General features: G+C 66.4%; 24 protein-coding genes. 8 read left to right on the top strand and 16 right to left on the bottom strand.

Translation table 11 applies throughout. The features are described from left to right. Position 1: 1 nt before the first annotated feature. The 4 genes from C7C57_RS11980 to C7C57_RS11995 are packed head-to-tail and all read left to right on the top strand — an operon-like array spanning position 2 to position 3,785. On the top strand, positions 2-1,006 hold the full coding sequence (locus C7C57_RS11980; RefSeq protein ID WP_187976601.1) for a carbohydrate ABC transporter permease: 1,005 nt from the start codon (positions 2-4) through the stop codon (positions 1,004-1,006). An 8-nt stretch (positions 1,007-1,014) separates the two neighbouring features. After that, entirely contained in the window at positions 1,015-1,869 is an 855-nt protein-coding gene (locus tag C7C57_RS11985) for a carbohydrate ABC transporter permease (RefSeq protein ID WP_187976602.1), read from the top strand. 33 nt (positions 1,870-1,902) lie between these two features. Continuing rightward, positions 1,903-2,682 (top strand): ThuA domain-containing protein, encoded by a 780-nt coding sequence (locus tag C7C57_RS11990; RefSeq protein WP_187976603.1) that lies wholly within the window; start codon positions 1,903-1,905, stop codon positions 2,680-2,682. Next, positions 2,679-3,785 carry a Gfo/Idh/MocA family protein gene (locus C7C57_RS11995; protein ID WP_187976604.1) on the top strand — a complete coding sequence of 369 codons (1,107 nt, stop codon included), beginning with the start codon at positions 2,679-2,681 and terminating at the stop codon, positions 3,783-3,785. The genes C7C57_RS11990 and C7C57_RS11995 overlap by 4 nt, the downstream gene beginning before the upstream one ends. A gap of 56 nt (positions 3,786-3,841) precedes the next feature. On the opposite strand, the gene tyrS is transcribed toward C7C57_RS11995, so the two are convergent. Further along, complete coding sequence (gene tyrS / locus C7C57_RS12000; RefSeq protein ID WP_255505670.1) at positions 3,842-5,137, bottom strand: tyrosine--tRNA ligase; 1,296 nt, start codon at positions 5,135-5,137, stop codon at positions 3,842-3,844. 131 nt (positions 5,138-5,268) lie between these two features. Here tyrS and C7C57_RS12005 point away from each other — a divergent pair, with 131 nt between their 5' ends. Further along, complete coding sequence (locus tag C7C57_RS12005) at positions 5,269-6,303, top strand: hypothetical protein (protein WP_187976605.1); 1,035 nt, start codon at positions 5,269-5,271, stop codon at positions 6,301-6,303. Between the two features lie 11 nt (positions 6,304-6,314). Here C7C57_RS12005 and C7C57_RS12010 read toward each other — a convergent pair whose 3' ends face one another. Further along, the gene (locus C7C57_RS12010; RefSeq protein WP_187976606.1) at positions 6,315-6,731 is read right to left on the bottom strand and encodes a hypothetical protein; all 417 of its coding nucleotides are present in this window, start codon (positions 6,729-6,731) and stop codon (positions 6,315-6,317) included. Between the two features lie 8 nt (positions 6,732-6,739). Further along, positions 6,740-6,940, bottom strand: coding sequence for a type II toxin-antitoxin system HicA family toxin (locus C7C57_RS12015; protein ID WP_187976607.1), 201 nt, complete (start codon positions 6,938-6,940; stop codon positions 6,740-6,742). A 94-nt stretch (positions 6,941-7,034) separates the two neighbouring features. Between C7C57_RS12015 and C7C57_RS12020 the strand changes: the two genes are divergently transcribed. Beyond that, complete coding sequence (locus C7C57_RS12020) at positions 7,035-7,397, top strand: hypothetical protein (RefSeq protein ID WP_030148852.1); 363 nt, start codon at positions 7,035-7,037, stop codon at positions 7,395-7,397. A gap of 71 nt (positions 7,398-7,468) precedes the next feature. On the opposite strand, the gene C7C57_RS12025 is transcribed toward C7C57_RS12020, so the two are convergent. The 9 genes from C7C57_RS12025 to argC form a co-directional block, all read right to left on the bottom strand. After that, positions 7,469-8,845, bottom strand: coding sequence for an MFS transporter (locus C7C57_RS12025; protein WP_187976608.1), 1,377 nt, complete (start codon positions 8,843-8,845; stop codon positions 7,469-7,471). A 129-nt stretch (positions 8,846-8,974) separates the two neighbouring features. Further along, entirely contained in the window at positions 8,975-9,238 is a 264-nt protein-coding gene (locus tag C7C57_RS12030) for a PASTA domain-containing protein (protein ID WP_187976609.1), read from the bottom strand. Positions 9,239-9,389: 151 nt separating this feature from the next. Next, positions 9,390-10,817, bottom strand: a complete 1,428-nt coding sequence (argH, locus tag C7C57_RS12035; protein ID WP_187976610.1) for an argininosuccinate lyase — start codon at positions 10,815-10,817, stop codon at positions 9,390-9,392. A 60-nt stretch (positions 10,818-10,877) separates the two neighbouring features. Continuing rightward, the gene (locus C7C57_RS12040; protein WP_187976611.1) at positions 10,878-12,017 is read right to left on the bottom strand and encodes a heparan-alpha-glucosaminide N-acetyltransferase domain-containing protein; all 1,140 of its coding nucleotides are present in this window, start codon (positions 12,015-12,017) and stop codon (positions 10,878-10,880) included. Continuing rightward, positions 12,017-12,955 carry an ornithine carbamoyltransferase gene (gene argF / locus C7C57_RS12045; RefSeq protein WP_187976612.1) on the bottom strand — a complete coding sequence of 313 codons (939 nt, stop codon included), beginning with the start codon at positions 12,953-12,955 and terminating at the stop codon, positions 12,017-12,019. The genes C7C57_RS12040 and argF overlap by 1 nt, the downstream gene beginning before the upstream one ends. 23 nt (positions 12,956-12,978) lie before the next feature. After that, positions 12,979-14,160, bottom strand: a complete 1,182-nt coding sequence (locus tag C7C57_RS12050; protein ID WP_187976613.1) for an acetylornithine transaminase — start codon at positions 14,158-14,160, stop codon at positions 12,979-12,981. Further along, complete coding sequence (argB, locus tag C7C57_RS12055; protein ID WP_030148857.1) at positions 14,157-15,062, bottom strand: acetylglutamate kinase; 906 nt, start codon at positions 15,060-15,062, stop codon at positions 14,157-14,159. The genes C7C57_RS12050 and argB overlap by 4 nt, the downstream gene beginning before the upstream one ends. Before the next feature lie 3 nt (positions 15,063-15,065). Beyond that, complete coding sequence (argJ, locus tag C7C57_RS12060; protein WP_187976614.1) at positions 15,066-16,217, bottom strand: bifunctional glutamate N-acetyltransferase/amino-acid acetyltransferase ArgJ; 1,152 nt, start codon at positions 16,215-16,217, stop codon at positions 15,066-15,068. 46 nt (positions 16,218-16,263) lie between these two features. Next, positions 16,264-17,307, bottom strand: coding sequence for an N-acetyl-gamma-glutamyl-phosphate reductase (argC, locus tag C7C57_RS12065; RefSeq protein WP_187976615.1), 1,044 nt, complete (start codon positions 17,305-17,307; stop codon positions 16,264-16,266). 382 nt (positions 17,308-17,689) lie between these two features. On the opposite strand from argC, the gene C7C57_RS12070 reads away from it, so the two are divergent. Further along, entirely contained in the window at positions 17,690-19,255 is a 1,566-nt protein-coding gene (locus C7C57_RS12070) for a UDP-N-acetylglucosamine 1-carboxyvinyltransferase (protein WP_051701921.1), read from the top strand. A 54-nt stretch (positions 19,256-19,309) separates the two neighbouring features. On the opposite strand, the gene C7C57_RS12075 is transcribed toward C7C57_RS12070, so the two are convergent. Both C7C57_RS12075 and C7C57_RS12080 read right to left on the bottom strand, forming a co-directional pair. Continuing rightward, complete coding sequence (locus tag C7C57_RS12075) at positions 19,310-20,314, bottom strand: hypothetical protein (RefSeq protein WP_187976616.1); 1,005 nt, start codon at positions 20,312-20,314, stop codon at positions 19,310-19,312. Between the two features lie 101 nt (positions 20,315-20,415). Further along, positions 20,416-21,270, bottom strand: coding sequence for a hypothetical protein (locus tag C7C57_RS12080; protein ID WP_187976617.1), 855 nt, complete (start codon positions 21,268-21,270; stop codon positions 20,416-20,418). Between the two features lie 314 nt (positions 21,271-21,584). On the opposite strand from C7C57_RS12080, the gene C7C57_RS12085 reads away from it, so the two are divergent. Beyond that, positions 21,585-23,327 (top strand): hypothetical protein, encoded by a 1,743-nt coding sequence (locus C7C57_RS12085; RefSeq protein WP_187976618.1) that lies wholly within the window; start codon positions 21,585-21,587, stop codon positions 23,325-23,327. Positions 23,328-23,508: 181 nt separating this feature from the next. On the opposite strand, the gene C7C57_RS12090 is transcribed toward C7C57_RS12085, so the two are convergent. Beyond that, positions 23,509-23,700 carry a hypothetical protein gene (locus tag C7C57_RS12090; protein WP_187976619.1) on the bottom strand — a complete coding sequence of 64 codons (192 nt, stop codon included), beginning with the start codon at positions 23,698-23,700 and terminating at the stop codon, positions 23,509-23,511. 278 nt (positions 23,701-23,978) lie between these two features. Beyond that, on the bottom strand, positions 23,979-24,530 hold the full coding sequence (locus C7C57_RS12095; protein WP_187976620.1) for a phosphoribosyltransferase: 552 nt from the start codon (positions 24,528-24,530) through the stop codon (positions 23,979-23,981). Positions 24,531-24,584 lie beyond the last annotated feature (54 nt).

Genomic DNA, 24,584 nt, shown 5'->3' on the forward strand with positions numbered 1-24,584 from the left:
GATGACGCTCCAGGTTCCCGCTTCCGGGACCGCCGGTCCGGCATCCGAGACACGGCGGTGCCCCCGCCCCCTCGGCGCCGGGCCCGGCTCCCCGGAAATCCCCGCGGCGCCCCCGCGACGTCGCCGACGCCCCGAACGTTTTACCCGCCTACTGTTTGTGGCCCCGGCCGCGCTCTACATCCTGGCGTTTTTCGGCTACCCCATCGTGAAAAACCTCACGATGAGCCTGCAGGAATACACCACCAAAACCTTCTTCACCGGCGAGGCCCCCTGGGTGGGCTTTGCCAACTACGTATCGGTGTTCACCAGCAGTCTGTTTACCCCGGCGCTGTGGAACACCGCGCTGTTCACCATCGGATCGATCGCCGGCCAGTTTGTGATCGGGTTGGCCCTGGCGGTGTTTTTCCGCCGTCGGTTCCCGCTCAACGGGTTCCTGCGCTCGATGCTCCTGCTGCCCTGGCTGCTGCCGATGATCGTCTCGAGTGCCACCTGGCGTTCGATTCTCGATCAGGACAGCGGCATCCTCAACCGCTTCCTCGGATCAATCGGGCTGACCGATGCGCCGATCGGGTGGCTCACCGATCCCGGTGTCGCGCTGATCGCAGTCATCATGGTCAACATCTGGGTGGGCATCCCGTTCAACGTGGCGCTGCTCTATGGCGGGCTGCAGGATATCCCCGAGGAACTCTACGAAGCAGGCGCGCTGGATGGTGCCACCGGATGGAAGGCGTTCTGGCACATCACCGTGCCCAACCTGCGTCCGGTCATCAGCGTGGTGCTCGTCCTCGGGGTGGTCTACACGCTCAAGGTGCTGGACGTGATCCTCGGACTCACCAACGGCGGACCGGCCAACGCCACCCAGACCCTCGCCGTGCGCTCCTATCAGGAGTCGTTTGTGAACTTCGAGTTCGGGATCGGCTCGGCCTGGAGCAACATCCTGATCCTCGTCTCGCTGATTTTTGCCGTGATCTACCTGCGTGCGAACCGGCGCGCGGTGGATGAATAGGAGTCATCATGACCACGCTGAATCTCCCCACTGCCGCCACCCGGCGCGCCCGGCGGGGACGCCTCTCACGCGGAACCTCCACCGCGCTGGGCATCCTCTTCCTGGCCATCATGCTGTTTCCGATCTACTGGATGGTCAACGCCTCCCTCCAGCCCTCGGGGAACACCCTCACCGCCGGCATCTTCCCGTTCGCCCCCGATTTCTCGGGATATGAGCGGGCGATCGCCGATCAGGGACACAACCTCCTGACCAGCCTCATCATCTCGATCGGGACCGTGGTGCTCACGCTGCTGATCGCAGCACCCGCCGCCTATGCGCTGGCCCAGTTCCGGTTCCGCTGGATTAACGTGGCCCTGCTGGTGATCATCATCGCGCAGATGGTGCCGGGTGTGGTGATCGCCAACGCGCTCTACAGCGCCTATAACGACCTGGGGCTGCTCAACTCGATTGCCGGGCTGATCCTGGCCGATGCGAGCCTGGCCATTCCGTTTGCCATTCTGATCCTGCGCACCTCGATGATGGGCATCCCGCCCGCCATCGTGGAGGCCGCTCGGATCGATGGGGCCGGGCTCATCCGGGCGTTCGTCTCCGTCGTGGTGCCGGTCAGTCGCAACGCCCTGATCACCGCCGCGCTGTTTGGATTCCTCTTCTCCTGGAGCGACTTCCTCTTTGCACTGACCCTGACCACCACCGAGGATGTGCGCCCGGTCACCCTGGGCATCTACCAGTACCTGGGCACCCAGGTATCGAACTGGTCGGCCGTGATGGCGACCGCCGTACTGTCCTCCATTCCCGCCATCATCCTGCTGGTGCTGGCCCAGAAGTTCATCGCCGCCGGGGCCACCGGCGGCGCCGTCAAGTAACCATCCACCATTTCATCGTCGAAAAGGAACACCATGACTCAGTCCACTTCCCCACTGCGCGTCCTCGTCTGGGGCGAAAACCGGCACGAGCAGATCGAGCCCAAGGTTGCCGAAATCTATCCCGAGGGCATGCACAATACGATCCGCGCCGGCATCGAGGAACACCTGGGCGCCGGGGCGCGCGTCCACACCACCACCCTGGACGAGCCCGAGCACGGTCTCACCGAGGAGGTTCTCGCGGACACCGACGTGCTGGTGTGGTGGGGCCACGCCGCCCATGCCGAGGTTGCCGATGAGGTTGTCGAACGCGTGCACCAGCACGTCCTCGCCGGCATGGGCCTCGTTGTCTTGCACTCGGGCCACTGGTCCAAGATCTTCCAGAAGCTGATGGGCACCACCTGCACCCTGCGCTGGCGGAGCGAGGAGGATCGCGAGCTGGTCTGGACCGTGGACCCGACCCACCCGATCGCCCAGGGGGTACCGCACCCGTTCATCATCCCGCAGCAGGAAATGTACGGGGAGTTCTTTGATATCCCGGCCCCCGACGAACTGATCTTCCTCAGCGCCTTCTCCGGCGGGGAGGTCTTCCGCAGCGGCTGCACCTGGCGTCGCGGCCACGGCAAGATCTTCTTCTTTAGCCCCGGGGATCAGGACTACCCGGTCTACCACCACGAACACGTGCGCCGCGTCATCGCCAACGGCGTGAGCTGGGCACACTCGGTGCGCCCGACCCGCGAGGTCCCGACGCTGCTCCGTTACGAAACCGAGGACTTCTATAACGGTCGCGACTACCGCGGGGCGCTGGTTCGATGACCCACGCCCTGCTAGCTAATACCGGCGCACCCGTGCGCATCATCCTGGTGGGGGCCGGGGCGATGGGACAGCAGTGGCTGCGCGCGCTGATCGCCTCCCCCGATGCCGAGATCGTCGGACTGGTCGATCTCAACCTCGATGCGGCCCGGGCCGCGCTGGCCGCCACCGGCCTCGTCGATCTGCCCGTGGGCACCTCGGTATCGGCGCTCGCCGCGGAAACCGGCGCGCAGGCCGTGGTCAACGTGACCGTTCCGGTTGCCCACCACGCGGTGAGTACCGAGGCGCTGTTTGCCGGGCTGCCGGTGCTGTGCGAAAAACCCATCGCCCCCACCGTGGCCACCGCGCTTTCGCTCGCGGCCTCGGCCGAGGCGAGCGGTCAGCTGCTGATGACCAGTCAGTCGCGCCGCTACTATCGGGCCCTCGCCGCGCTGCGCGCACGCGTGGGTGAGCTGGGAACCGTGGGCACCGTGAGCTGCGAGTTTGCCAAGGCCCCGCGCTTTGGCGGATTCCGCGATGAGATGGATCACGTGCTGCTGGTAGACATGGCGATCCACCAGTTCGACGCGGTGCGCTACCTCCTGAACCTGGATCCGGTGGCCGTCTACTGCGAGGAGTACAACCCCGAATGGAGCTGGTACGCCGGAGATGCCAATGCCGCCGCCGTGTTTGAATTCGAGGGCGGCACCCGGTTTGTGTACTCGGGCAGCTGGTGCACGCCGGGGGCCGAAACCTCCTGGAACGGTAGCTGGCGCATCGGCGGGGAACACGGCACCGCGCTGTGGGACGGGGAATCCGCGCCGAGTGCCGAGCTCCCCGGGCTGGCGCTCGCCGCGCTACCCGCATCGCTCACCGACGCCTCGATCCCCTTTCCCGAAGAGATCAACGGGTCCCTCGCCGAGTTCATCGCCGCGCTGCGCACCGGGGATGTACCCGACACCGAGGTGCATGCCAACATCCACTCGCTGGCGATGGTTGAGGCCGCGGTGCTCAGCGCGACCCGGGGATCGCGCGTGCTCCTCGCCGATGTGTTGGCCGAGGCTCGGGATGCGGCGATTGCCGCCGAAACCCGCTCGGACGTCCGCGACATCCTGATCCGCGGATAACCCGGACACACAACAGCGCGGCACCGGATCGCTCCGGTGCCGCGCGGTTTTGTGATTTAGGCGGTGAAGATTCCTGCCAGGGTCTTCTTGCCGCGTCGCAGTACCGCGACGCCACCGGGCAGCAGGTCGGTCAGGACCGCGGCCTCATCGGTAACCTTCACACCGTTGAGCGAGACGCCGCCCTGGCCGATCGAGCGACGGGCATCACCCAGGCTTGAGCACAGCTCGGTCGAGACCAGGAGCTGGGCAATCGGGGTGCCGGTTTCGGCGGTGATGTTGGGCAGCTCGCGCAGCGCGGTCGCCAGGGTCGCCGGATCCACCTCGGCCAGGTTGCCCTGTCCAAACAGCGCCTCGGAGGCGGCAATGGCGGCGTTCGCGGCCTCGGCACCGTGCACCAGGGTCACGGTTTCCAGGGCCAGACGCTTCTGCGCCGCCCGGCGGAAGGGCTCATCCGCCACGAGCTTCGCGAAGTCCTCGATCTCGGCGCGGGAGAGGAAGGTGAAGACCTTGAGGCGGTCGATCACGTCGGCATCGTCGGTGTTCAGCCAGAACTGGTACATCGCGTACGGGCTGCACAGCTCGGCGTCCAGCCAGATCGCGTTACCCTCGCTCTTACCGAACTTGGTGCCGTCGCTGTTGGTGATCAGCGGGGTGCCGATCGCGTGCACGTTGGCCTGCTCGGAGCGACGAATCAGGTCGACGCCACCGATCAGGTTGCCCCACTGGTCGCTGCCGCCGGTCTGCAGCACGCAGTTGTACGTGTTGTACAGCTCGCGGTAGTCGAGAGCCTGCAGAATCTGGTAGCTGAACTCGGTGTAGGAGATACCGGCATCGGAGTTCAGGCGTGCACTCACCGCGTCCTTCTTCAGCATGGTACCCACGCGGAAGTGCTTACCGATGTCACGCAGGAACTCGATCGCGCTGAGCGGCGAGGTCCAGTCCAGGTTGTTGACCAGGCGCATGCCGTTCTCGCCCTCGGTGTCGAGGTGGGTCGACACCTGAGCCTGAAGGCGCGTGACCCAGGCGGCCACGGTCTCCGGGGTGTTCAGGGTGCGCTCGGCGGTGGGACGCGGGTCACCGATCAGACCGGTGGATCCACCCACGAGGCCCAGCGGATGGTGCCCGCCCAGCTGCAGACGACGCATGAACAGCAGCTGCACAAAGTTACCCAGGTGCAGGCTGGGAGCGGTCGGGTCAAATCCGCAATAATACGTGATCGGTTCGCCGTCGATGAGCTTCTTGAGCTCCTCGGCATCGGTCGAGACGTGGATCAGGCCACGCCACACCAGCTCGTCCCAGAGCGAGTCAAAGGACGAGTCATTACTCTGCTTGGCAAAATTGGGATTAGACACGCTCCCCAGAATAGCAGCGGAATGGCGGGGATTTGTCCGGGAGATCCACGCCGGAATCCGCGCATCGGATCCCCCGTCGCGATAGTGTGATTTTGCCCGCGGCTCGGCCGCACCCTCATCTCAGGAGCACCGTGTCCACACCCCCGATCCCGACCCTGGCGGACCTCCCACTCGACGTGCTGGCCGCCCCGGCCACCCCCGAGGAGATTCGGGCGCTCAAAAACCGGGTGCGCGGGGATAGCCGCTGGACCCAGGCCATCCCCACGTGGGGTGAGTATGGATCCTCGGTGGTCATCATGCTCCTGGTGGGCGCGATCGGGGTGTTCCTCGCCTTTCTGATGATCAGCGGCGGATCCACGGCGATTGCCCCGTGGTTTCTGATCGGATTCTGCCTCTTGCAACTGGTTGCCCTGCCCTACTGGGTGCAGAAAAACCGGCCGCGCTGGAAGGACTGGGCGCGGATGGTGCGTTTTGCCGACGCGACCGGACTCCAGTTTGCGCCGCTCCCACTCAAGACGATGGAGCAGACCGCGATCCTTGGGCCCAGCGCCCGCGACTACAACGGGTTCACCTCCCGCGGCGGCCTGCGGCTGGCCCAGCGGGCCGACAACATGTCCAGCAAGCGGATCAAGCGCGAGCTGATTGATCGTCCCGGCGAATATGCCTACCTGCGCATCCCACTGGGCGTGCAGATGCCCCATATCGTGTTGGACTCCCGCCACAACGACGGGGTCGCCGGCTGGCGCTCGCGCCGCACCCGGCTGCGCCTGGCCGATGACCAGCGGATCGAGTTGGAGGGCGACTTCCCGCGCGCATTCGGCGTCTACGCCCCCGAGGTGTTGCAGCGCGACGCCCTCTACTTCCTGACCCCGGACTTCATGGAAACCCTGGCGCTCTACGCGACCGAGTTTGACCTGGAGTTCTCCGGTTCCGACCTGATCCTGGTGAGCACCCGTCCGATGGACACGGGTGACCCGAACGTGTGGCTACGCTTTTTCACCGCCGCCGACGCAGTGCTCTCGCATCTGCGTCCCACCGCCACCGCGTATCGTCGCGGAACCCCGCTGGATCCGATGTCCCCGCCGTCGCGCCTGAAGTGGGGCTTCCCGATCGGGACCGCCCTGCTGATCGCGGGCTTCATCGCCTGGCGGATCATCCTGGCGTAGGTGCTTCGGCGCTACGCGTTCAGAGCCTCGGCAGCGGATCGCTCGGAATCATCGAGGAGCTGATAGATCCGGGCACGTGAAATCCCCAACACGGTCGCCGAATCTATCGCGCTGAGTCCGTATGCGTCACGGAGCGCCCGCGCGGCCGCACGCCGATCACGAGCAGCCTGTTGCGCAGACTCGAGCGCAACCCGATCAAGCTCGGCCGCATCGGCTAACCGCCGGGCAACGTCCGCCGGCTTCTCGATGGTCACGCTGATGTCGAACGAGTCCTCCTCACGGTCGAGCGCGCCCGCGATGAGCGAGCGCCCCATCTCCTCGACCTCGGACAGCGTACGGGCCTGGGTCCGATAGTCAATCGCGGGCACATCGATGATCCACCATCTGCCCTCTCGCGAGACAACCAACTCGTAACTGTTTCGTTTCATGAGCACGCTCACTTCCACTCATCCGGGACAAACCCGACTACCTGCTCCACCGTTCTCAGGACTCCAGCGGAGACCAACCGATGACGGGGAATCGGCACGGATCTGCTTCCCGGCTTTTTCCACCAGGTGTGCGGGCCACCGTCGCGATCCACCGTGAATCCCTGTGACCGCAAAAACCGCTCCACGTCTTTTCGCTTGGCATCCTTCATCAGGGTAGTCTAGATGGGGGTTTACAGCAAGTGTCAAGAGGGATATACACACCCATCACCGGGGCTCGGGAAGTTCCCGGCTAGAATGGGTCAAATGGTCACGAGACGAGAAGCAGCACAGCGCCTGGACATCCCCCTGGAGATGGCGGTGCGGCATGGACTGCCGCCCCAGCTCACCGAGGCGGCCGTGGTCGAGCTCGATACGACTCCCCCGGCCTGGCTCGCGCAGTCGCGGGCAAACCGCACCGGTAAGCGTCCGGTGTGGTCGGATCTGGTGTGCGCGGTCTGCGGGTTCACCGAGCGGGCGCGTCCCAAGAAGTGGTGGCCGGAGTTCACCTATGTGGTGTGCGATGACCACGAGATCGAGGAGTGGCCCAAGGCCGCTCCCGGGGCGATCCGCGCCGAGGTGTTCGGTGTCGGTGGACGGTTCGTGGGGCTGGTCGACGACGTCGCCTAGCCGCTTCGCTGGCCCGTCAAGACGTTTCGCGGGTTCATCTGGGGGCACCGCTAGTCCGTCTGGGTGCGCCGCTAGACCGCCTGGGTTCGCCGCTGGTCCATCTGGGTGCGCCGCTGGTCCGCCTGGCGACCGCGCCGATCCATCACGATCAGCCCGATCACCGCAATCGCGGCGAAACCGGCGGGGATCACAAAGACCATCGGCAAACCCAGCGCGGCAACGCCGAAACCTCCGGTGAGGCCGCCGAGCGCGGAGCTCAGCGCGGTTGAGCTGAGGAAGATCGCCGAGGCCGTGGCCACCGCGGTGGGCAGCAGGCGCTGCGCCACCAGGATTCCGAGGCCGGCGAAGATTCCCCAGACGATGCCCATCAGGATCTGTCCGGCAAACAGTGCCGGAACGGTGCCGATCAGCGCAAAGCAGAGGTTCGCGGCCACACCCATCGCCGCACCGATCGCCATCAACCGGACCGCGCCGAAGCGACGTCCCAGCATCACCGCGACCGGAATCAACGGCAGCTCGACTAGCGGCTGGATACCGATGACCGCCCCAACCAGCGCCGGAGAGAGCTGCATCTGCTCGTTCATATAGATCGGCAGATACGCGTATTTGACCGACTCCCCCGCATAGACGCAGATGTACAACGCGGTGAAAAACAGCAGCGGCAGCATCGCGCGAAGGCCCGGACCCTGGCGATGCTCGGCCTCGGCGGATGCGGCCTCGGCACCCCCGGCCGCCGCGGCCGTCGCGGTACCCTCGGGAAGCGCGGCCTCGGTGGACGCCCCACCCAGCACAATCGGCCCGGTTTCCGGTGCGGCGACATCGCTCTGGGGCACGGTGCGGGGGCGTCCATCTCGAATGCCTCCGAGCGGGAGGATCTGCGCCAGGGTCGCGATGGCAACCACCACCAGCATGGCGCGGTATCCGGCGGACGCCGCCAGGAACGATCCGATCACCGGGCCAATGACCCAGCCGGCGGTCAGCGCGGTCCGCACGATCGCCACCACACCGTCATTCAACGGAGAGGGACGCCGAGCCAGCTCATCGTGCAGCGCCGCAAACAGCTGCGAGGTGGACGCCCCGGCAAAGCCCAGCACCACCGCGCTAATCACAAAGGGCATCCAGAGCTGGGTGGAGAAGGCGATGCCTATCCAACCGAGAAAGCCGGCGGCCGCGCAGATCCGGAACAGCCCGAGTCGGGACCCGGTCCGATCCGAGCGTGCCCCCACCAGATAACCGGCAACCGGGGCGGCGAGGTTTGTCAGATAGTACAAACCGGCAACGGGGAGCGAGGCGTGTAGCTCGGTCACCAGGAAGGAGGCGATCAGCGGTGCCGCGGCCGAAATCCCTACCCCCGAGAGGAACAGGGCCAGGGTCGCCGCCCGGTACAGCGGGGTGCGCAGGGTCAGCCGAATCGAGGATTCGCGGACAACGGCTGCCGGGACGCTCACCGAATGCGCTTCATGCCGAGTGTGTTCATGCCTTAAACATACAGGAATGATGTTCGTATGAAGAAATAATAGTTTTGTTTCCGATACCCACACGCGCGGGTGCGTCCCGAAGCAAAGTGACTACATCCATCAGAGTTGGTTGAGTATCATGCCTGCAGAATCGCCCGGATCGTATGCCGCAATAGTCACAAATATCCAGTCGCCTTCATTCGCAGGTTCTCCCGCGAGCGGATTCTGAGAAGTGATGTAGTACAGACCCGGCCAGGATAATGCGCCAACGGGCGGCCCATCAATGTCTATGTTGGCCAGGGAAAGCCCGAGTTCGCGCGCGGTGTCTCGGGCAATGTGAACGGGTTGCCCCACAAAATCAGGAACCAACAGTTTCGATCTCATCACGCAATCGTCGTCCTGTTCCCCGCTCAACCGCTGAGAGCTCGGAACGCCGAACGCCCCGGGCTCCACGAGGGAGAACGGGGCGTTCGGGGGGGGGCAGCCGAGCGGGAAGCTCGGCGGGGTGGCCGTGTGTGTGCGGGCCCGCGGCGATCTAGCGGAAGTCCGCCAGGCGTCCGCGCAGGTTGGCGAGCTGCTCGGTCACCCGCACCGTGGCGGTGCCACCGGCACCCACGCGACTGTTGACCGAACCCTCGATGGTCAGCACCTCGCGGACCGCCGGCAGCAGGTGCGGGGAAACCGCGGCCAGCTGCTCATCGGTGGGCTCGTGCAGTTCCAGGCCGTTTTCCTCGCAGAAGCGCACGAGCTCGCCGGAGATCTCGTGGGCGTCGCGGAAGATCACGCCCTGCTTGACCAGCCACTCGGCCACATCGGTGGCCAGCGAGAAGCCCTGCGGGGCCAACTCGGCCATCCGCTCGGTGTTGAAGGTCAGCGTGGCGATCATGCCGTTGAACGCGGGCAGCAGCACCTCGAGGGTGTCAACCGAGTCGAAGATCGGCTCCTTGTCCTCCTGCAGGTCGCGGTTGTACGCGAGGGGCAGGGCCTTCAGGGTGGCCAGCAGGCCGGTGATGTTTCCGATCAAACGACCCGACTTGCCGCGCGCAAGCTCGGCGATGTCCGGGTTCTTCTTCTGCGGCATGATGCTCGAGCCGGTCGAGAAGGAGTCGTGCAGGCGGACAAATCCGAACTCGCGGGTGTTCCAGAGGATGATCTCCTCGGACAGACGCGACAGGTTGATCCCCACCTGGGCGAGGATAAACCCGAACTCGGCCACCACGTCGCGGGCGGCGGTCGCGTCGATCGAGTTCTCCAGCGCACCGGACAGCCCCAGCTCCGAGGCCACCAGCTCGGGATCCAGACCCAGCGAGGATCCGGCCAGCGCACCGGCCCCGTACGGCGAACGCTTGGCACGAACCGACCAGTCGCGCAGACGCTCCAGGTCACGCACCAGCGGCCACGCGTGCGCGGCCAGCTGGTGGGCCAGCAGCACCGGCTGCGCGTGCTGCAGGTGCGTGCGACCCGGCATGATCGCACCGGGGTGCGCCTCGGCCTGACCCGCGAGGATCTCGACCAGCTGCACCAGCAGGCCGCGGATCACACTCTCGTGCTCGAGCATGTACAGGCGCACCAACGTGGCGATCTGGTCGTTGCGGCTCCGGCCGGCGCGCAGCTTGCCACCCAGGTTTGCTCCGGCGCGCTCGACCAGTCCGCGCTCGAGGGCCGAGTGTACGTCCTCATCCGACTCGGCCGCGACAAACGCACCCGAGGCCACATCCGCGCGCAGGGTCTCCAGCGCGGCGTGCATCGCGACCAGCTCGTCGTTGTCGAGGTAACCGGCGGCGTTCAGGGCGACCGCGTGGGCCTTGGACCCGTCGATGTCGTAGGACGCCAGGGTCCAGTCAAACTGGGTCGACTTGCTCAGGCGGGCGAGCTCCGGCGAGGGGCCGCTGGCGAAGCGTCCGCCCCAGAGGGCCCCCGCCTCGGCGGCGCGGTTTCCGGAATCGTTGGTGTGAGAGGTCATGGTGTGAAGCGTCCCGTCGTGCAGTGGTCAGGCGTGTGAGCGAAAAGGATAAGAGTCAGTCTATTGAGTGGTGCGGGCGGGCCCGGGCACCGAGGCGGCGGCGCGAGAGCAGAACGACACCAGTTTTTCCAGCGGGCCCTGCCGGAACAGTAGGATCCAGGCGGAGCAGCCGATCAGGGTAACCAGCACGAACCACCAGGTCTGGGCCACCGGATCGGTTCGGTCCACCTCCGTGGAAACCAGGATCACCAGGGCGATCAGGTGCACGGCGTAAGCGGTGAGCGCCATCCGGCCGGTGGCGGCCAGCGGCCAGAGAGCCCGTTGGGCCCAGCGGGGCAGGGCCAGGGCGGCGGCGATGATCAGCAGCGCGATCCCGGAGGCACCCAGGAGTTCGAACGTGCTGCCCGAGTGCGGTGCCGCACCCAGCAGGTTTGCCCACTGCGGATAGCCGACAAACACCTCGCCCTGCTCGATCCCGGTGATCTGCGCGAACACGCTGGCGCCCCCATAGCCGAGGATCGCGAGCCCGGCACCCACCAGGGCGATCAGGCCGAGGGAGGATCCGGAGATTCCGCCGGCAAACAGCCAGCGGGCTACCGCCAATCCGACAATCATGAACACCACCCAGATCAGCGCCGGGTAGTACCCAAAAATCATCAGCAGGGCCAGAGCCGAGGTGCCGCCCCCATTGTCCTGAATGAACAGCGCGATGCCGACCTGTGCGATCGGGGCCAGCACCGCGAGCACCCCCGCCAGGATCAGCAGGTTTCGCACCTGCCAGCGGATGATCGGCAGGACCAGCAGGAAGGCGATGGCGTAGTACTCGAGGATCACCGCGATGCCGTGATCCCCCAGGCTGAGGATCCCGCCCAGGGCAAAGATCACCAGCGCACGGGCACCGATCCGCAGTCGCATGCGCAGCACGGCCTCGCCCTCCGGCGGGGTGCCCCGGCCCGAGAGCAGCGCCAGCGAAAACCCGGCAAGCACCGCGAACAGCGCCGCCGAACGTCCGTTGACCAGGCCGATCCAGGTATCCGGATCCGCCGACACGGCCTCTTCCGGGCGAATGATGTGCGCGATGAACATGCCCAGGATCGCCAGGCCGCGGGCGATATCGAGTCCGGCAATGCGGGCGGAGCGGGGATCGCCGGACACCGACGGCGCAGACAGCACCGTGCCCTGAGCGATCCCCGAAGGCACTAGACCGCGGCCTTCTGGTTCTGCTTCAGCAGCCAGACCATCAGGGCCTTCTGCGCGTGCAGACGGTTCTCGGCCTCGTCCCAGACGACCGAGCGCGGGCCGTCGATCACGTCGGCGTCCACCTCATAGCCGCGGTAGGCGGGCAGGCAGTGCATGAAGATCGCGTCGTCCTTGGCCAGGCCCATCAGCTCGGAGGTCACCGAGTAGGCACCGAATGCGGCAACCCGATCGGCCTTCTCGTCCTCCTTGCCCATCGACACCCAGGTGTCGGTGACCACAACGTCGGCACCGGCCACGGCCTCGCGGGCATCGGTCGTGATGAACACCGATCCGCCGGTCTGCTCGGCCAGCTTGATTGCATCGGCCACCACGTCGGCAGCCGGGGTGAATGCCTCGGGGGCACCGATCCGCACGTGCATCCCGGCGTTGACGCACGCCAGCAGGTAGGAGTTCCCCATGTTGCAGGCACCGTCGCCGAGGAAGGCGAGGGTCTGGCCCCCCAGGTCTCCACGGTGCTCGCGAATGGTCTGCAGGTCGGCCAGCAGCTGGCACGGGTGGAAGTCGTCGGAGAGCGCGTTGATCACCGGAACGGTGGTCCCGGCGGCCATCTCCTCGAGGCCCGAGTGGGCAAAGGTACGCCACACGATTGCGGCGACCTGACGCTCCAGCACGCGCGCGGTGTCGGCGATCGATTCCTTGGCACCCAGCTGGCTCTCGCCGCCGCCCACGATCAGCGGTACGCCACCCAGGTCGGCGATTCCGGTCGCAAAAGAGATCCGGGTCCGGGTCGAGGTCTTGTCAAAAAACACGGTGACGGTCTGCGGGCCGGCCAGCGGCTTCTCGCTGAAACGGTCAGCCTTGAGCTTGATCGCGAGATCCAGAACCTCGGCCTGTTCGGCCGGGCTCAGGTCGTCATCGCGGAGGAAGTGACGGGTCATAATCGGTCTCCTACTTCTCGAAACTAGGCGGCGTGTGCCGCGAGCAGGCCGTCGAGGATCGCCACGAAGGCGTCCACGTCGGCGGAGGTGATGTTCAGCGGCGGGGCGATGCGGATCGTCGCGGCGTTGGGGGCGTTGACGATCAGCCCCGCGGCCAGGGCCTCGGCGGCCAACGCGGGCGCGATATCCGCGGTGAGCGCGATGCCCAGCAGCAGACCACGACCGCGAACACCGGCGATCAGCGGGGAGTTCAGCCCGGCAATCGCACCGCGCAGCTGCGCCTCGCGCTCGCGCACGTTGATCAGCAGGTCGCCGGATTCGATCTCATCCAGCACGGTCCCCGCCACGGCGGTGGCCAGCGGATTCCCGCCGAAGGTGGTGCCGTGGGTTCCCGGGGTGAACACCTCGGAGGCGGCACCGGTGGTGACCAGCGCGCCGATCGGGAAGCCGCCACCAAGGCCCTTGGCCAGGGTGAAGGCGTCGGGCAGGATGTCCTCGGACTGGAAGCCGAACCACTCGCCGGTCCGTCCGATGCCGGTCTGGATCTCGTCGATGATCAGCAGTGCGCCGCGCTCGCGGGTCAGCGCGCGGGCTGCCTGCAGGTACCCCTCGGGCAGCGGGATCACGCCCGCCTCACCCTGGATCGGCTCGATGATCAGGGCCGACACGCTCTCGTCCAGGGCCGTATCCAGCGCCTCGATGGTGGCGGGAATGTGCCGCACCCCACCGGGAAGCGGGGCGAAGGGGGCCCGGTAAGCCTCCTTAGCCGTGAGAGCCAGCGCCCCCATCGAACGCCCGTGGAACGCCTGCTCCAGCGCCAGAATGGTGGGACGAGCCTCGCCGCCGAACTTCCGAGCCAGCTTAAACGCCGCCTCATTGGCCTCGGTGCCCGAGTTGGTGAAAAACACCCGTCCGGTCTCGCCGACGCCCGAGACCCGCTTGAGCTTCTCGGCCAGTGCCAGCTGCGGCGGGCTGGAGAAGAAGTTGGAGACGTGGATCAGGGTGGCCGCCTGCTCGCTGATCGTCTTGACGATCGCCGGGTGGGCGTGCCCCAGGGAGTTGACCGCGATGCCACCGAGGAAATCGAGGTACTCCTTCCCGTCGCTGTCGCGCACGCGTGCGCCCTCGCCGGAGACCAGCAGCGCCTGGGTGGGCCCAAACGTGTTCATCATGGTGGCGGCGGAGGTGTCCTGCCAGGAGGTCATTCTGTCTCGCTTACTACCTGGGTGCCGATTCCGTTCGAGGTGAAAACCTCCAGCAGGATCGAGTGTTCGATCCGGCCGTCGATGATCGCGGCGTTACGCACACCGTTATCCACCGCGTCCAGGCACGCGTTCATTTTGGGGATCATGCCGGATTCCAGCTCCGGCAGCAGCTCGCGCAGCTCGGCGGTCGAGATGACCGAGACCAGCGAATCGCGGTTGGGCCAGTCGCTGTAGAGACCGGCGACATCGGTGAGGACCAGCAGCTTATCGGCGTTCAGCGCGATCGCAATCGCGGCGGCGGCCGAGTCGGCGTTGACGTTGAGCAGGCGCTCGGGATCGTCCAGGTCATAGGCGATCGAGGTGATCACCGGAATGCGACCCGCATCCAGCGCGTCCAGGACGGCCGAGGGGTCCACCTCGAGGATGTCGCCCACGCGGCCGAGATCCTGCATCTCCCCGTCCACCAGCACGCCGCGGGTCCGGCCACCGAAGAGGTTGGCCTGCTCCCCCGAGAGCGAGCGGGCGATGTTTCCGTGCTGATTGATGTCGGTGACCAGCGACCGGTTTACCCGGTTACGCAGGACATCGCGGACCACGCCGATGGCCTCGTCGCTGGTGTACCGGTAGCCGCCGCGGAACTCGCTGGCGATGCCCTTTTCGGCCAGGCCCGCGGAAATCTGCGGGCCGCCACCGTGCACCACAACCGGGCGCAGGCCCGCGTGGTGCAGGAACACCATGTCCTCGGCGAAGGCCGCGGCAAGCTCCGGGGAGATCATCGCGTTGCCGCCGAACTTGATGACCACGATCGCGCCGCGGTACCGCTTGAGCCACGGCAACGCCTCGATCAGGACCGAGGCCTTGGCGTGCGCCTCTTCGAGCGAAATATCAATGGTGGTAGGCATGGATCAGCTCGAGTACGCGCTATTCTCATGCACGTAATCGTGCGTGAGGTCGTTGGTCAGGATGGTCGCGGCGGCCGAACCGGCGTTCAGCTCGATCTCGATCTTGACCGCGCGCGGGGTCAGATCCACCAGGTCGCGGCTCTGGTCCGGACCGCCCTCGTGGCAGACCCGGACCCCGTTGAAGGAGACGTCCACGTTATACGGGTCGAACGGTGCCGAGGTGGTTCCGATCGCGGCCAGCACCCGGCCCCAGTTGGGGTCGTTGCCATAGATCGCGGCCTTGAAGAGGTTGTTGCGGGCCACCGAACGGCCCACCTCGACCGCGTCGGCCTCGGTCTCGGCACCGGTCACGACGATCGCGATGTCGTGGCTGGCACCCTCGGCGTCGCCCTGAAGCTGCTCGGCGAGGTCGGAGCACACCTGGATCAGCGCGGCGGTGAAGTCGGCGAGGTCCGGGGTGACGCCCGAGGCACCGGAGGCGAGCAGGGTGACCTGGTCGTTGGTGGACATGCAGCCATCGGAGTCGAGCCGGTCAAAGCTCACCCGGGTGGCCTCGCGCAGTGCCGCGTCGAGGTCGGCGGGGGCGAGGGAGGCGTCGGTGGTGATGACCACAAGCATGGTTGCCAGGCCCGGGGCGAGCATGCCCGCACCCTTGGCGATGCCGCCGATGGCCCAGTCGGTGGCGAGGAACTCGCTGGTCTTGGGCACGGTATCGGTGGTCATGATCGCGGCGGCCGCGTGCTCGCCACCGTTTTCGTCGAGGGCGGCGGTCGCGGCTTCGACACCGGCGGTGAGCTTGCCGAGATCCAGCTGCTCACCGATCAGACCGGTCGAGCACACCAGCACATCGGTGGCCGAGATGCCCAGCCCGTTCGCCACGGCCTCGGCGGTGGCATGGGTGGTCTGGAAACCCTGCTGGCCGGTGAAGCAGTTGGCACCGCCGGAGTTCAGCACGATGGCGTCCACGCGCCCATCCTTGATGACCTCCTTGGACCAGATGATCGGGTTGGCCAGCGCACGGTTGCTGGTGAACACGGCGGCCGCGTTCTTCTCCGGGCCGGTGTTAACCACGAGGGCGAGGTCCGGCTTGCCGGTGGACTTGAGGCCGGCGGGAACACCCGCGGCGATGAATCCCGAGGGGGTGGTGACGCTCATAGTGCTCCTTGAAGGGTGGTGATGAGGGAAAGAGTGGTGGCGGCCATTACGGGGCAACCCCGTCGATGGAAAGGCCGGTAGCCTCGGGCAGGCCCAGGGCGATGTTGGCCGACTGGATCGCCGCGCCCGCGGTGCCCTTGGCCAGGTTGTCCACGGCGGTCACGATGATGACCCGGCCGGCGGCCTCGTCGATCGCCAGACCCATCAGCGCGGTGTTGGCCCCCAGCACGTCGGCGGTGCGGGGGAAGACGCCCTCGGGCAGCAGGTGCACAAAGGTCTCGTCGGCGTAGGCGCTCTCCCAGGCCGCGCGGATCTGCTCGGCGGTGGTGCCCGGCACGATCTTGGCGGTTGTGGTGGCGAGGATTCCGCGCGACATCGGGACCAGCACCGGGGTGAAGGATACGGTTGCCTGCTCGGCCCCTGCCCAACGCAGACCCTGGATGATCTCGGGGATGTGCCGGTGCGTGCCGCCCACCGCGTAGGGGTTGGCGGTGCCCAGAATTTCGGCGGCCAGCAGGTTGGTCTTGAGCGCCTTCCCGGCGCCCGAGGGGCCCACGGCCAGCACGGTCACGATGTCCAGCGGCTCGATCACGCCGGCGGCGATACCCGGGGCCAGCGAGAGTTCCACGGTCGAGGCGTTGCAGCCCGGGGCGGCGATCCGCTTGGTGCCGACCAGCTTCTCGCGCTGCTTGCCCGAGCCGATCAGCAGCTCGGGAACCCCGTAGGTCCAGGCCCCGAAGAAGTCGCCACCGTAGAACGCGGCCCAGTCCTCCTCGGATTCCAGGCGGTGATCGGCCCCGCAATCCACCACCAGGGTGTTCGGGTCCAGCTGCGCGGTGAGCGCGCCGGAGGCCCCGTGCGGCAGGGCCAGGAACACGATGTCGTGGCCGGCGAGGTTTTGTGCGTTGGTCTCGACAAAGACCTTTTCGGCGAGCGAGCGCAGGTGCGGGTGGACCGCGGCGACGGTCTGCCCGGCCTTGGAGTGGGCGGTGACGGTGGTGATTTCAAATTCGGGGTGGCTGGCGAGCAAGCGCAGCAGCTCTCCCCCGGCGTATCCGGATGCTCCGGCGATCGCGACAGAAAAAGACATTGAGGCTACCTTCAAGGACGAGTTGTGGGTGTGAATTCCGGATTCCGGCAACGCCCGGTCTCTTTCGCTTTCGCGAAAAAAACAATTAGGGGGCGTCGCCTATCGTCGCTCGTCGGTGGCGTCAACAAAGCTACGACGTCGCTCGTCGCGGCGGGCACGGCGTCGCGCCGGCGCAGGTGCAGATACCTGAGCGCTGAGGGCGGAGCGTGCGTGAGCCATGTTGGTTAGCGTAGCGCGGACGATACGACACGCGCAATCTGTGACGGACGCACGAATGATCGTATTTATTCCAACGCCACATCCGAGTTGAGGAAACTCTCAGATTGACGCTTTCGACCCGGAAAACGAGAAATTTATCTCAAATGCGGTATAGCATCGGGTCATGGCACTTTCTACCGATACTTCCCCCGTAGACATCACCGCCGCCGAACCCATGCGGCAGGTGGGCGCGCTTATTCGTTCGGCCCGGCAGGACCGTTCCCTCACCCAGGCCCAGCTGGCCGAACGGGTGGGCACCAGCCAATCGGCGATCAACCGGATCGAACAGGGCAGCCAGAACATCTCGATCGAGCTGCTGGCCCGCCTGAGCGTCGCCCTCAAGAGCGAACTGGTGACCTTCGGTGATCGCCCCCGCCCCTCGCACATCCGCGTGGAGGGTGGCCACAAGCTGCACGGCTCGATCGCCGTGAACTCCAGCAAGAACGGCGCCGTCGCGCTGCTGTGTGCGGCCCTGATCAACCGCGGCACCACCCGCCTGCACCGCGTCGCCCGCATCGTCGAGGTCGACCGCATCATCGACGTGCTGCGCAGCATGGGTGTGCAGGTCACCTGGTACGGCGATGACAACAGCGTCGAGATCAAGGTGCCCGAAAACCTGAACCTCGCCGAGATCGACGCCGATGCCGGCCGTCGCACCCGCTCGGTGCTAATGTTCCTCGGTCCGCTGCTGGGCCGCTTCGACAACTTCTCCCTCCCCTATGCCGGCGGCTGCGACCTCGGCACCCGCACCGTCGAACCGCACCTGATCGCCCTGCGCCCCTTCGGGCTCGAGGTCGAGGCGACCACCGGCTGGTACCGCGCCACCGTGAGCCACGATGTGCCCGAGCGGGTCAAGGTTGTCCTGACCGAGCGCGGCGACACCGTGACCGAGAACGCGATCATGGCCGCCGCCGTGCGCGATGGAGTGACGGTGATCCGCAACGCTAGCCCCAACTACATGGTGCAGGACCTCTGCTTCTACCTCCAGGAGCTCGGCATCGAGGTGGAGGGCATCGGCTCGACCACCCTCACCATCCACGGCAACGCCAACGTCAACGCCGATGTGGACTACTGGCCGAGCGAAGACCCGGTGGAGGCCATGAGCCTGCTGACCGCCGGCATCGTGACCGGCTCGGAGATCACCGTGACCCGCGTCCCGATCGAGTTCATGGAGATCGAGATGGCGACCCTGTCGGAGATGGGCCTGCGCTACTCGATGACCGATGAGTACGACGCCGCCAACGGCAAAACCCGCCTGGTGGATATCACCGTATATCCGTCGGAGCTGCGCGCCCCGATCGACAAGATCCACCCGATGCCCTTCCCCGGCCTCAACATCGACAACCTGCCCTTCTTTGTGGTCATCGCCGCCTGCGCGACCGGCGACACCCTGATCCACGACTGGGTCTACGAGGGCCGGGCGATCCACCTCACCGACCTCACCCGCCTGGGTGCCAACGTGCGCCTGCGCGACCCGCACCGCCTGGACGTCTCGGGCCCGACCCACTGGTCCGGCGCCGAGGTCTCGTGCCCGCCGGCACTGCGCCCGGCCGTGGTGATCCTGCTGGCGATGCTCGCCGCCAAGGGCACCAGCGTGCTGCGCAACGTGGACATCATCTCCCGCGGTTACGAGCAGCTGCAGGAGCGGCTGATCTCGCTCGGCGCGAAGATCGAAACCTTCCGCGACTAGCCGCCACAACGCAGAACCCCCGCCCGAATTTCGGGCGGGGGTTTTGCGTTCACGCTAGAGGCTCAGGCGACCCTCGAGGAGTTCGCGCAGCAGGCGAACGATGTCTTCCCGCTGGCTCTCGGTCAGGAAGCTGGGCAGCGTGTGCACCTCGCCGGGCGCGACGATCAGGCGGTCCTTTTCGGCCCGGATCGCGGCCGGATCGATGCCCGCGCGCGGGGTGCTGACCGGATCCTCCATCAGATCCCGCGAGTGGATGGCCGCCCCGGTGAGCACGCTCCCGTAGGGGCCGGCGAGGGTGCTGTCGGTGATCGAGAGCAGAATCGGCTCGTCGGCGCTCAGCTTCAGCACCTTGCTGAGCTTGGCACGCTGCTTGAGCCGTTTGGGAGACTCATCCGATCCCGGCACCACGATGTCGGCCAGGCCGAGTTCGCGCAGACGCTCCGGCAGCGAGGTTGCGGACGCGGGGACCTCCGTGGCGACGCTGCCGCCGAGCGTGGGCAACAGCGCCAGCACCAGGGCCACCATCGAGGAGAGCCGCTGGAGCGCCGCGGACCACACCTCGGCCGAGGTGACCTGGTGCGCCCACTTCCACTCGAACTTGGCGATCGCCTGCTCGGTAATGGCCTGCGCGCTGGCGGCAATCCCCTCGGGGCCCGAAAACAGCGGCACGATGCGCGGAGCCTGCGCGCCGAAGAGTCCGCTCGGCGAATCGCGCACATAGACCGCGCCGCTGGTCAGCAGGAATCCCACCGGTTCCCGGCTGCGGGTGATGCGATTGACCGAGGAGAACCCCAGAAACAGCAGGGGGAGCTCGCCGGTTCCCGCGAGGTCCGGCGCGAGCCCATCCGTGGCCGCCCAGAAGATCTCCTCGGCGTCGGAGAACGGGTGTTGCGCCGGCGCCACCGCGGGGAACGTGAGCCGTTCCAGATCCTCCCGGGCCGGAACCGGCTCGCCCTCAAGCGCACCCTCAAGCTCGGCGGAGATCGCGGTGGAGAGCGTGATCCACTGCGCCCGGGTCTGCGGCGTCAGCGCGGCGATAAATTCAGCCTGTGTGGTCATCGTTGGCCCCTTCGGTTGAGTGCGGATCGCGATTGCGACCCGCACTCAGTGTAGAAATCCCCCGGGCCGCCGACAAGAGGGTGGCCCATCCGGATTCCCCGCTAGGCCGGGATCGGCCCCCGGGCGGCCACCGAACCGGTGCCGGTCACGGTGTCGCCGCAGCTGTTCTTGCCGGTGACGGTGTAGCTGATCTCGGCGGTGTACTCACCAAAGAGACTCCCGGCCTCGATCTCGGCTCCCGGGTGCTGCGCCTCCAGCTCGGCGGTAATCGCCGCGATCTGGGCGTCAATCTCCTCGCTATTGGAGGTGTCCCCGCTCTCGGCATAGTTCAGTTCGAGCCAGCCATCTTCGATCTGAGAGATCCCGCGCGGAATCGAGGTGTGCGCCGTGTACTGCTCGGTGCGCAGGGTGGTGCGTCCCCCATCCCCGTCGGGCATGCTCCAGGTCACCGTCTCGGGGACGCTGAAGGTCTCAAGCAGTCCGGTCACCAGGGTCGGATCGGCGATTACCAGGGCGTTGAGCTCCTCGTTTTCGAATCGAATCCGGGGTGCATCGCTGTCCCAGTCGAACAGGGCGGTGATCTTCGGGGTGATCGGCGAGGGCTCGGCGACACACTCGGCGGGTCCGGTCGGGCTCGGCGAGGGCGTCGGGGTGGGTGAGGCGGTGGGGTCGGGCGTGGGTGTCGCGCTCGGGTCGGCGCTCGGCTGTCCCACCGGGGTGGTGGCCGGGGCCGAGACGCAGTGCTCGGGGGTTTGCGCCTGGGCTGGGGTGGAGCCGCTCACGATAGGGAGACCCACCAGGAGCAGCAGCCCCAGGACACCTCCCAGCAGCAGACGCTTTTTCGATGAGCGTGCCATCGCCCAGATCAGCGCGGCACCGATCAGGATCGTGGCCGCGGCGACTCCGATCAGCACGGGGGTATTCGCGCCGGTTTCCACCAGCACACAGTCGGTCATCACAAATTACTCCCTCGGGTCGGGTAATGGGAAGGTCTAATACTAATCAAACGATCGGTATTAGAAAAGGGCATGCCGCGCGCACACTGAGCGGTGAGTTCTGAGATCCCGCATCCGCGCCGGATGGGTAAATGCGACAACAGATCGCGCATTTTCGGCACTACCCATCGAAAACTATACGTTTTTAAATACGATCGTTATGTACCCCAAAGGAGGGATACTCACCCCGCGGAAGCCCGTATCCCCGCACCGGGTGAACGAACACACGAGCGCTTTGCAGATCGTGAACATGCTCGCTCATCAGGGAGACCCCCATGTACCCACGCAGTATTTGGCGCGCCTGCGCCCTCGGACTCGGCGCATTTTTGACGATCGGCCTCGCCACCGGAGGGGCCATCGGCGCCCAGGCCGCACTTCCCCCGCCAAAGGCGGGCTCCTCGGCGAGCGCCCCCGCACGCCCGCAGGCGGACACCAATCCCCACCCCGCGAACGCCGCCGGCCAGGTTGCCCCCGCGACCCGCGCCGAAGCCCCGCCTCTGGTGAGCGACCTCGGCACCTCGATTCATATCGCCGACGGGGTCATGCCCAATCAGGTGGTAATTTCCCCCGATGGCCGCCTTGCCTACGTGTCCGCGCTGAACTCGACCGCGCTGCACATCGTGGACCTCGAATCCCGCACCACCATCGGCTCGATCGAGGTGGGTGCCGGCGTGGGTCTCTCCTCGGTCTCGCTGAACGCCGCCGGCACCCGCGCGGTGGCCGTCATTGATGCGAGCCCCACCACGACCCACGGGGTCGCGGTGATCGACCTCACCACCCGCAGTCTGAGTGCCATCCACACCACCAACATCGGATGGTCCAGCTACGCCCAGCTCACCCGCGACGGCTCCGCCTATCTCACGGTGGCCGTGGGCGGGCAGATCAACCGGATCGACTCCGCAACCGGCGTGGTCCTGGCCAGCGTCACGCTGCCCACCAACAACTCAAACTCCGGCGTGCTTACCGCCGATGAGTCCACCTTCATCGTGGGACGCACCGGCCAGGGCATGAACGGTGCCGCCTACGCCACGATGGACGCCCACACCCTGGAAATCACCCGGGATGTCGCGACCCCCGACATCTGGTCCTACTCGGGACTCGCCTTTGATACCAACCCGCAGACCCTCTATCTGGCCGAGGGTGGCAGCCGGGTCAGCGTCCTGGACCCGATCACCGGTGAGGCACGCCAGCGCATCTCGGTGGGCATCATGATGACCGATGTGGTGGGTTCGGACAGCCTGAACCGCGCCTACTCCCCCTCGATGGGCTGGGACATGGTCATGGCCGCAGACTTCACCACCGGCGAGCGCTCCGAGAGTTTCCGCAGCACCCCGGTGGGCGCCGTGAACCTGGTCGAGAACCCGGTCACCGGCGACCTGCTCACGGCCGACCGCGGCTACACCGGCGGCGAGGGCTCGACCGTAACCCTGATCACCCGCCCCGCGGTGACCAACCCGGCCGATGTACACCTCGACGCCGTGGATCAGGAGGTCACCTTCATCAGCGCCGTAACCGGGATCAAGCGCGGAAACGGCGGCGGTGTGGTGTGGCAACGTTCGGCCGACGGGAAGACCTGGAGTGACATTGCCGGCGCCAATGGTAACGAGTACACCACCCTGGTAACCACCGAGAACGCCGGCGACAGCTACCGGCTGCGCTTCAACGACGATTTCTGGGGCATCGCCGGGGCCAGCGAACCCGCCACGGTGACCCTCCCCGCGCCGGAGCCGACGCCGACGCCCGAGCCGAGCCCAGATCCCAGCACGGACCCCGGCGTCGAACCCGGCCCGGGACCCGGCGTGGACCCGACCGGTGATCCCTCGCCGAGTGTTACCGCTGGTCCGATCCAGCCCGGCGACCCGAGCGGGCAGGATGCTCTCGCCGCCCCCGCGGGCTCTTCCGCCCGCCCCGCCGGAGGCCTGGCGGCAACCGGTGCCAGCCTCGGAGGTCTCGCCCTCCTGGGTGCCGCGATCCTAGCCATCGGCAGCGGCCTGATCATGCGCCGCCGCAACGCCTAAACCCCTAGGGCACAGCTCCGCTTCGAGTCAGTACCGTCTAAGGCTCGGCGCACGGAGCGAAAATCCTTCACAACGAGTAAGCACAACGTAGAGCGTGTATCTCGCCCTTTTGACGGCGGGATACACGCTCTACTCTGATGCGTACGCGGGGTGTTCTTGTCTGCCCCTTAGCCGGCGCAGACTAGCCCTTCTCGCTGCCTTCCCGCTGGAAAAGATTCACGCCGAAACCGGAACCGACCCGGCCCGCCAGTGCTACAGCGGGTAAAGCCAGGACTCCGATCAGGTACGGACTCATGCCGCTGAGGGTCGTGATGGTGAATCCAACACAACCAACCACCAGACCATAAATGAGGACGAAGGCGATAGTTTTCATCTGTCTTTCCACTACTTAATATTCACAGTCAAGCATCCGGCAACCGCGGAACTTACAGTCAGATATTTCAACTGAGAGATTGCCATACTCGGAAGGTATCGCTTGGCCTAGTTTGGCCGCCATCCCCCGTTGGGGACGACCCTCCGATAGCGGTCCCAACTCTGGCATTTGTTACCAATCACAAGCTCTTCTGCGACCGGCCGCCGCAGCGCCTAACCTAAAAAACACAGCCCCGCTTCGAGATCGAAGCGGGGCTGTGCTCGGTGTTTTCGGGTGCGCTAGGCCTGCGGGTAACGGCGGTCGGCCTCGGCGGCATCCACCGGGGGCAGCGCCGACCAGGGGAAGGTGATCCACTTATCGGTGTTCTTCCACACGAAGTCGGGCTCCAGGATGGTGCGCGGCTTGGAGTACAGGGTGACCGTGCGCACATCGGCGCCGTCGCCCTGCAACATGCGCTGCACGAGCTCGAGGGTGCGGCCCGAGTCCGATACGTCGTCCACCAGCAGCACGCGGCTTCCAGCCAGGGCGGGACCGTCCAGCATCGGCGGCAGCAGGACCGGCTCGGGCAGGGTCAGGTGTACGTCGGTGTAAAACTCCACGTTGATCGAGCCGCAGTTCTTTACGCCCAGCGCATAGGCGATCGATCCCGCCAGCAGCAGGCCACCGCGGGCGATGGCCACCACAAACTCCGGGGCAAAGCCGTCCTGAACCACCTGGGCTGCCAGGTCGCGGGTCGCGTCGCCAAACCCGTCCCAGCTGAGAACCTCGCGCTCGGGATCGGTGGATACTTCGGTGTTCTTCGGTGCCGATGCGGCGGGGGTCTCGGTCATTTCTCCACAGTAGTCAGTCGGGGCTGACGGCGCGAACTCTGCCCCCTCAAACTG

The sequence above is a fragment of the Mycetocola sp. JXN-3 genome (assembly GCF_014522285.1).
GTDB lineage: Bacteria > Actinomycetota > Actinomycetes > Actinomycetales > Microbacteriaceae > Mycetocola > Mycetocola saprophilus.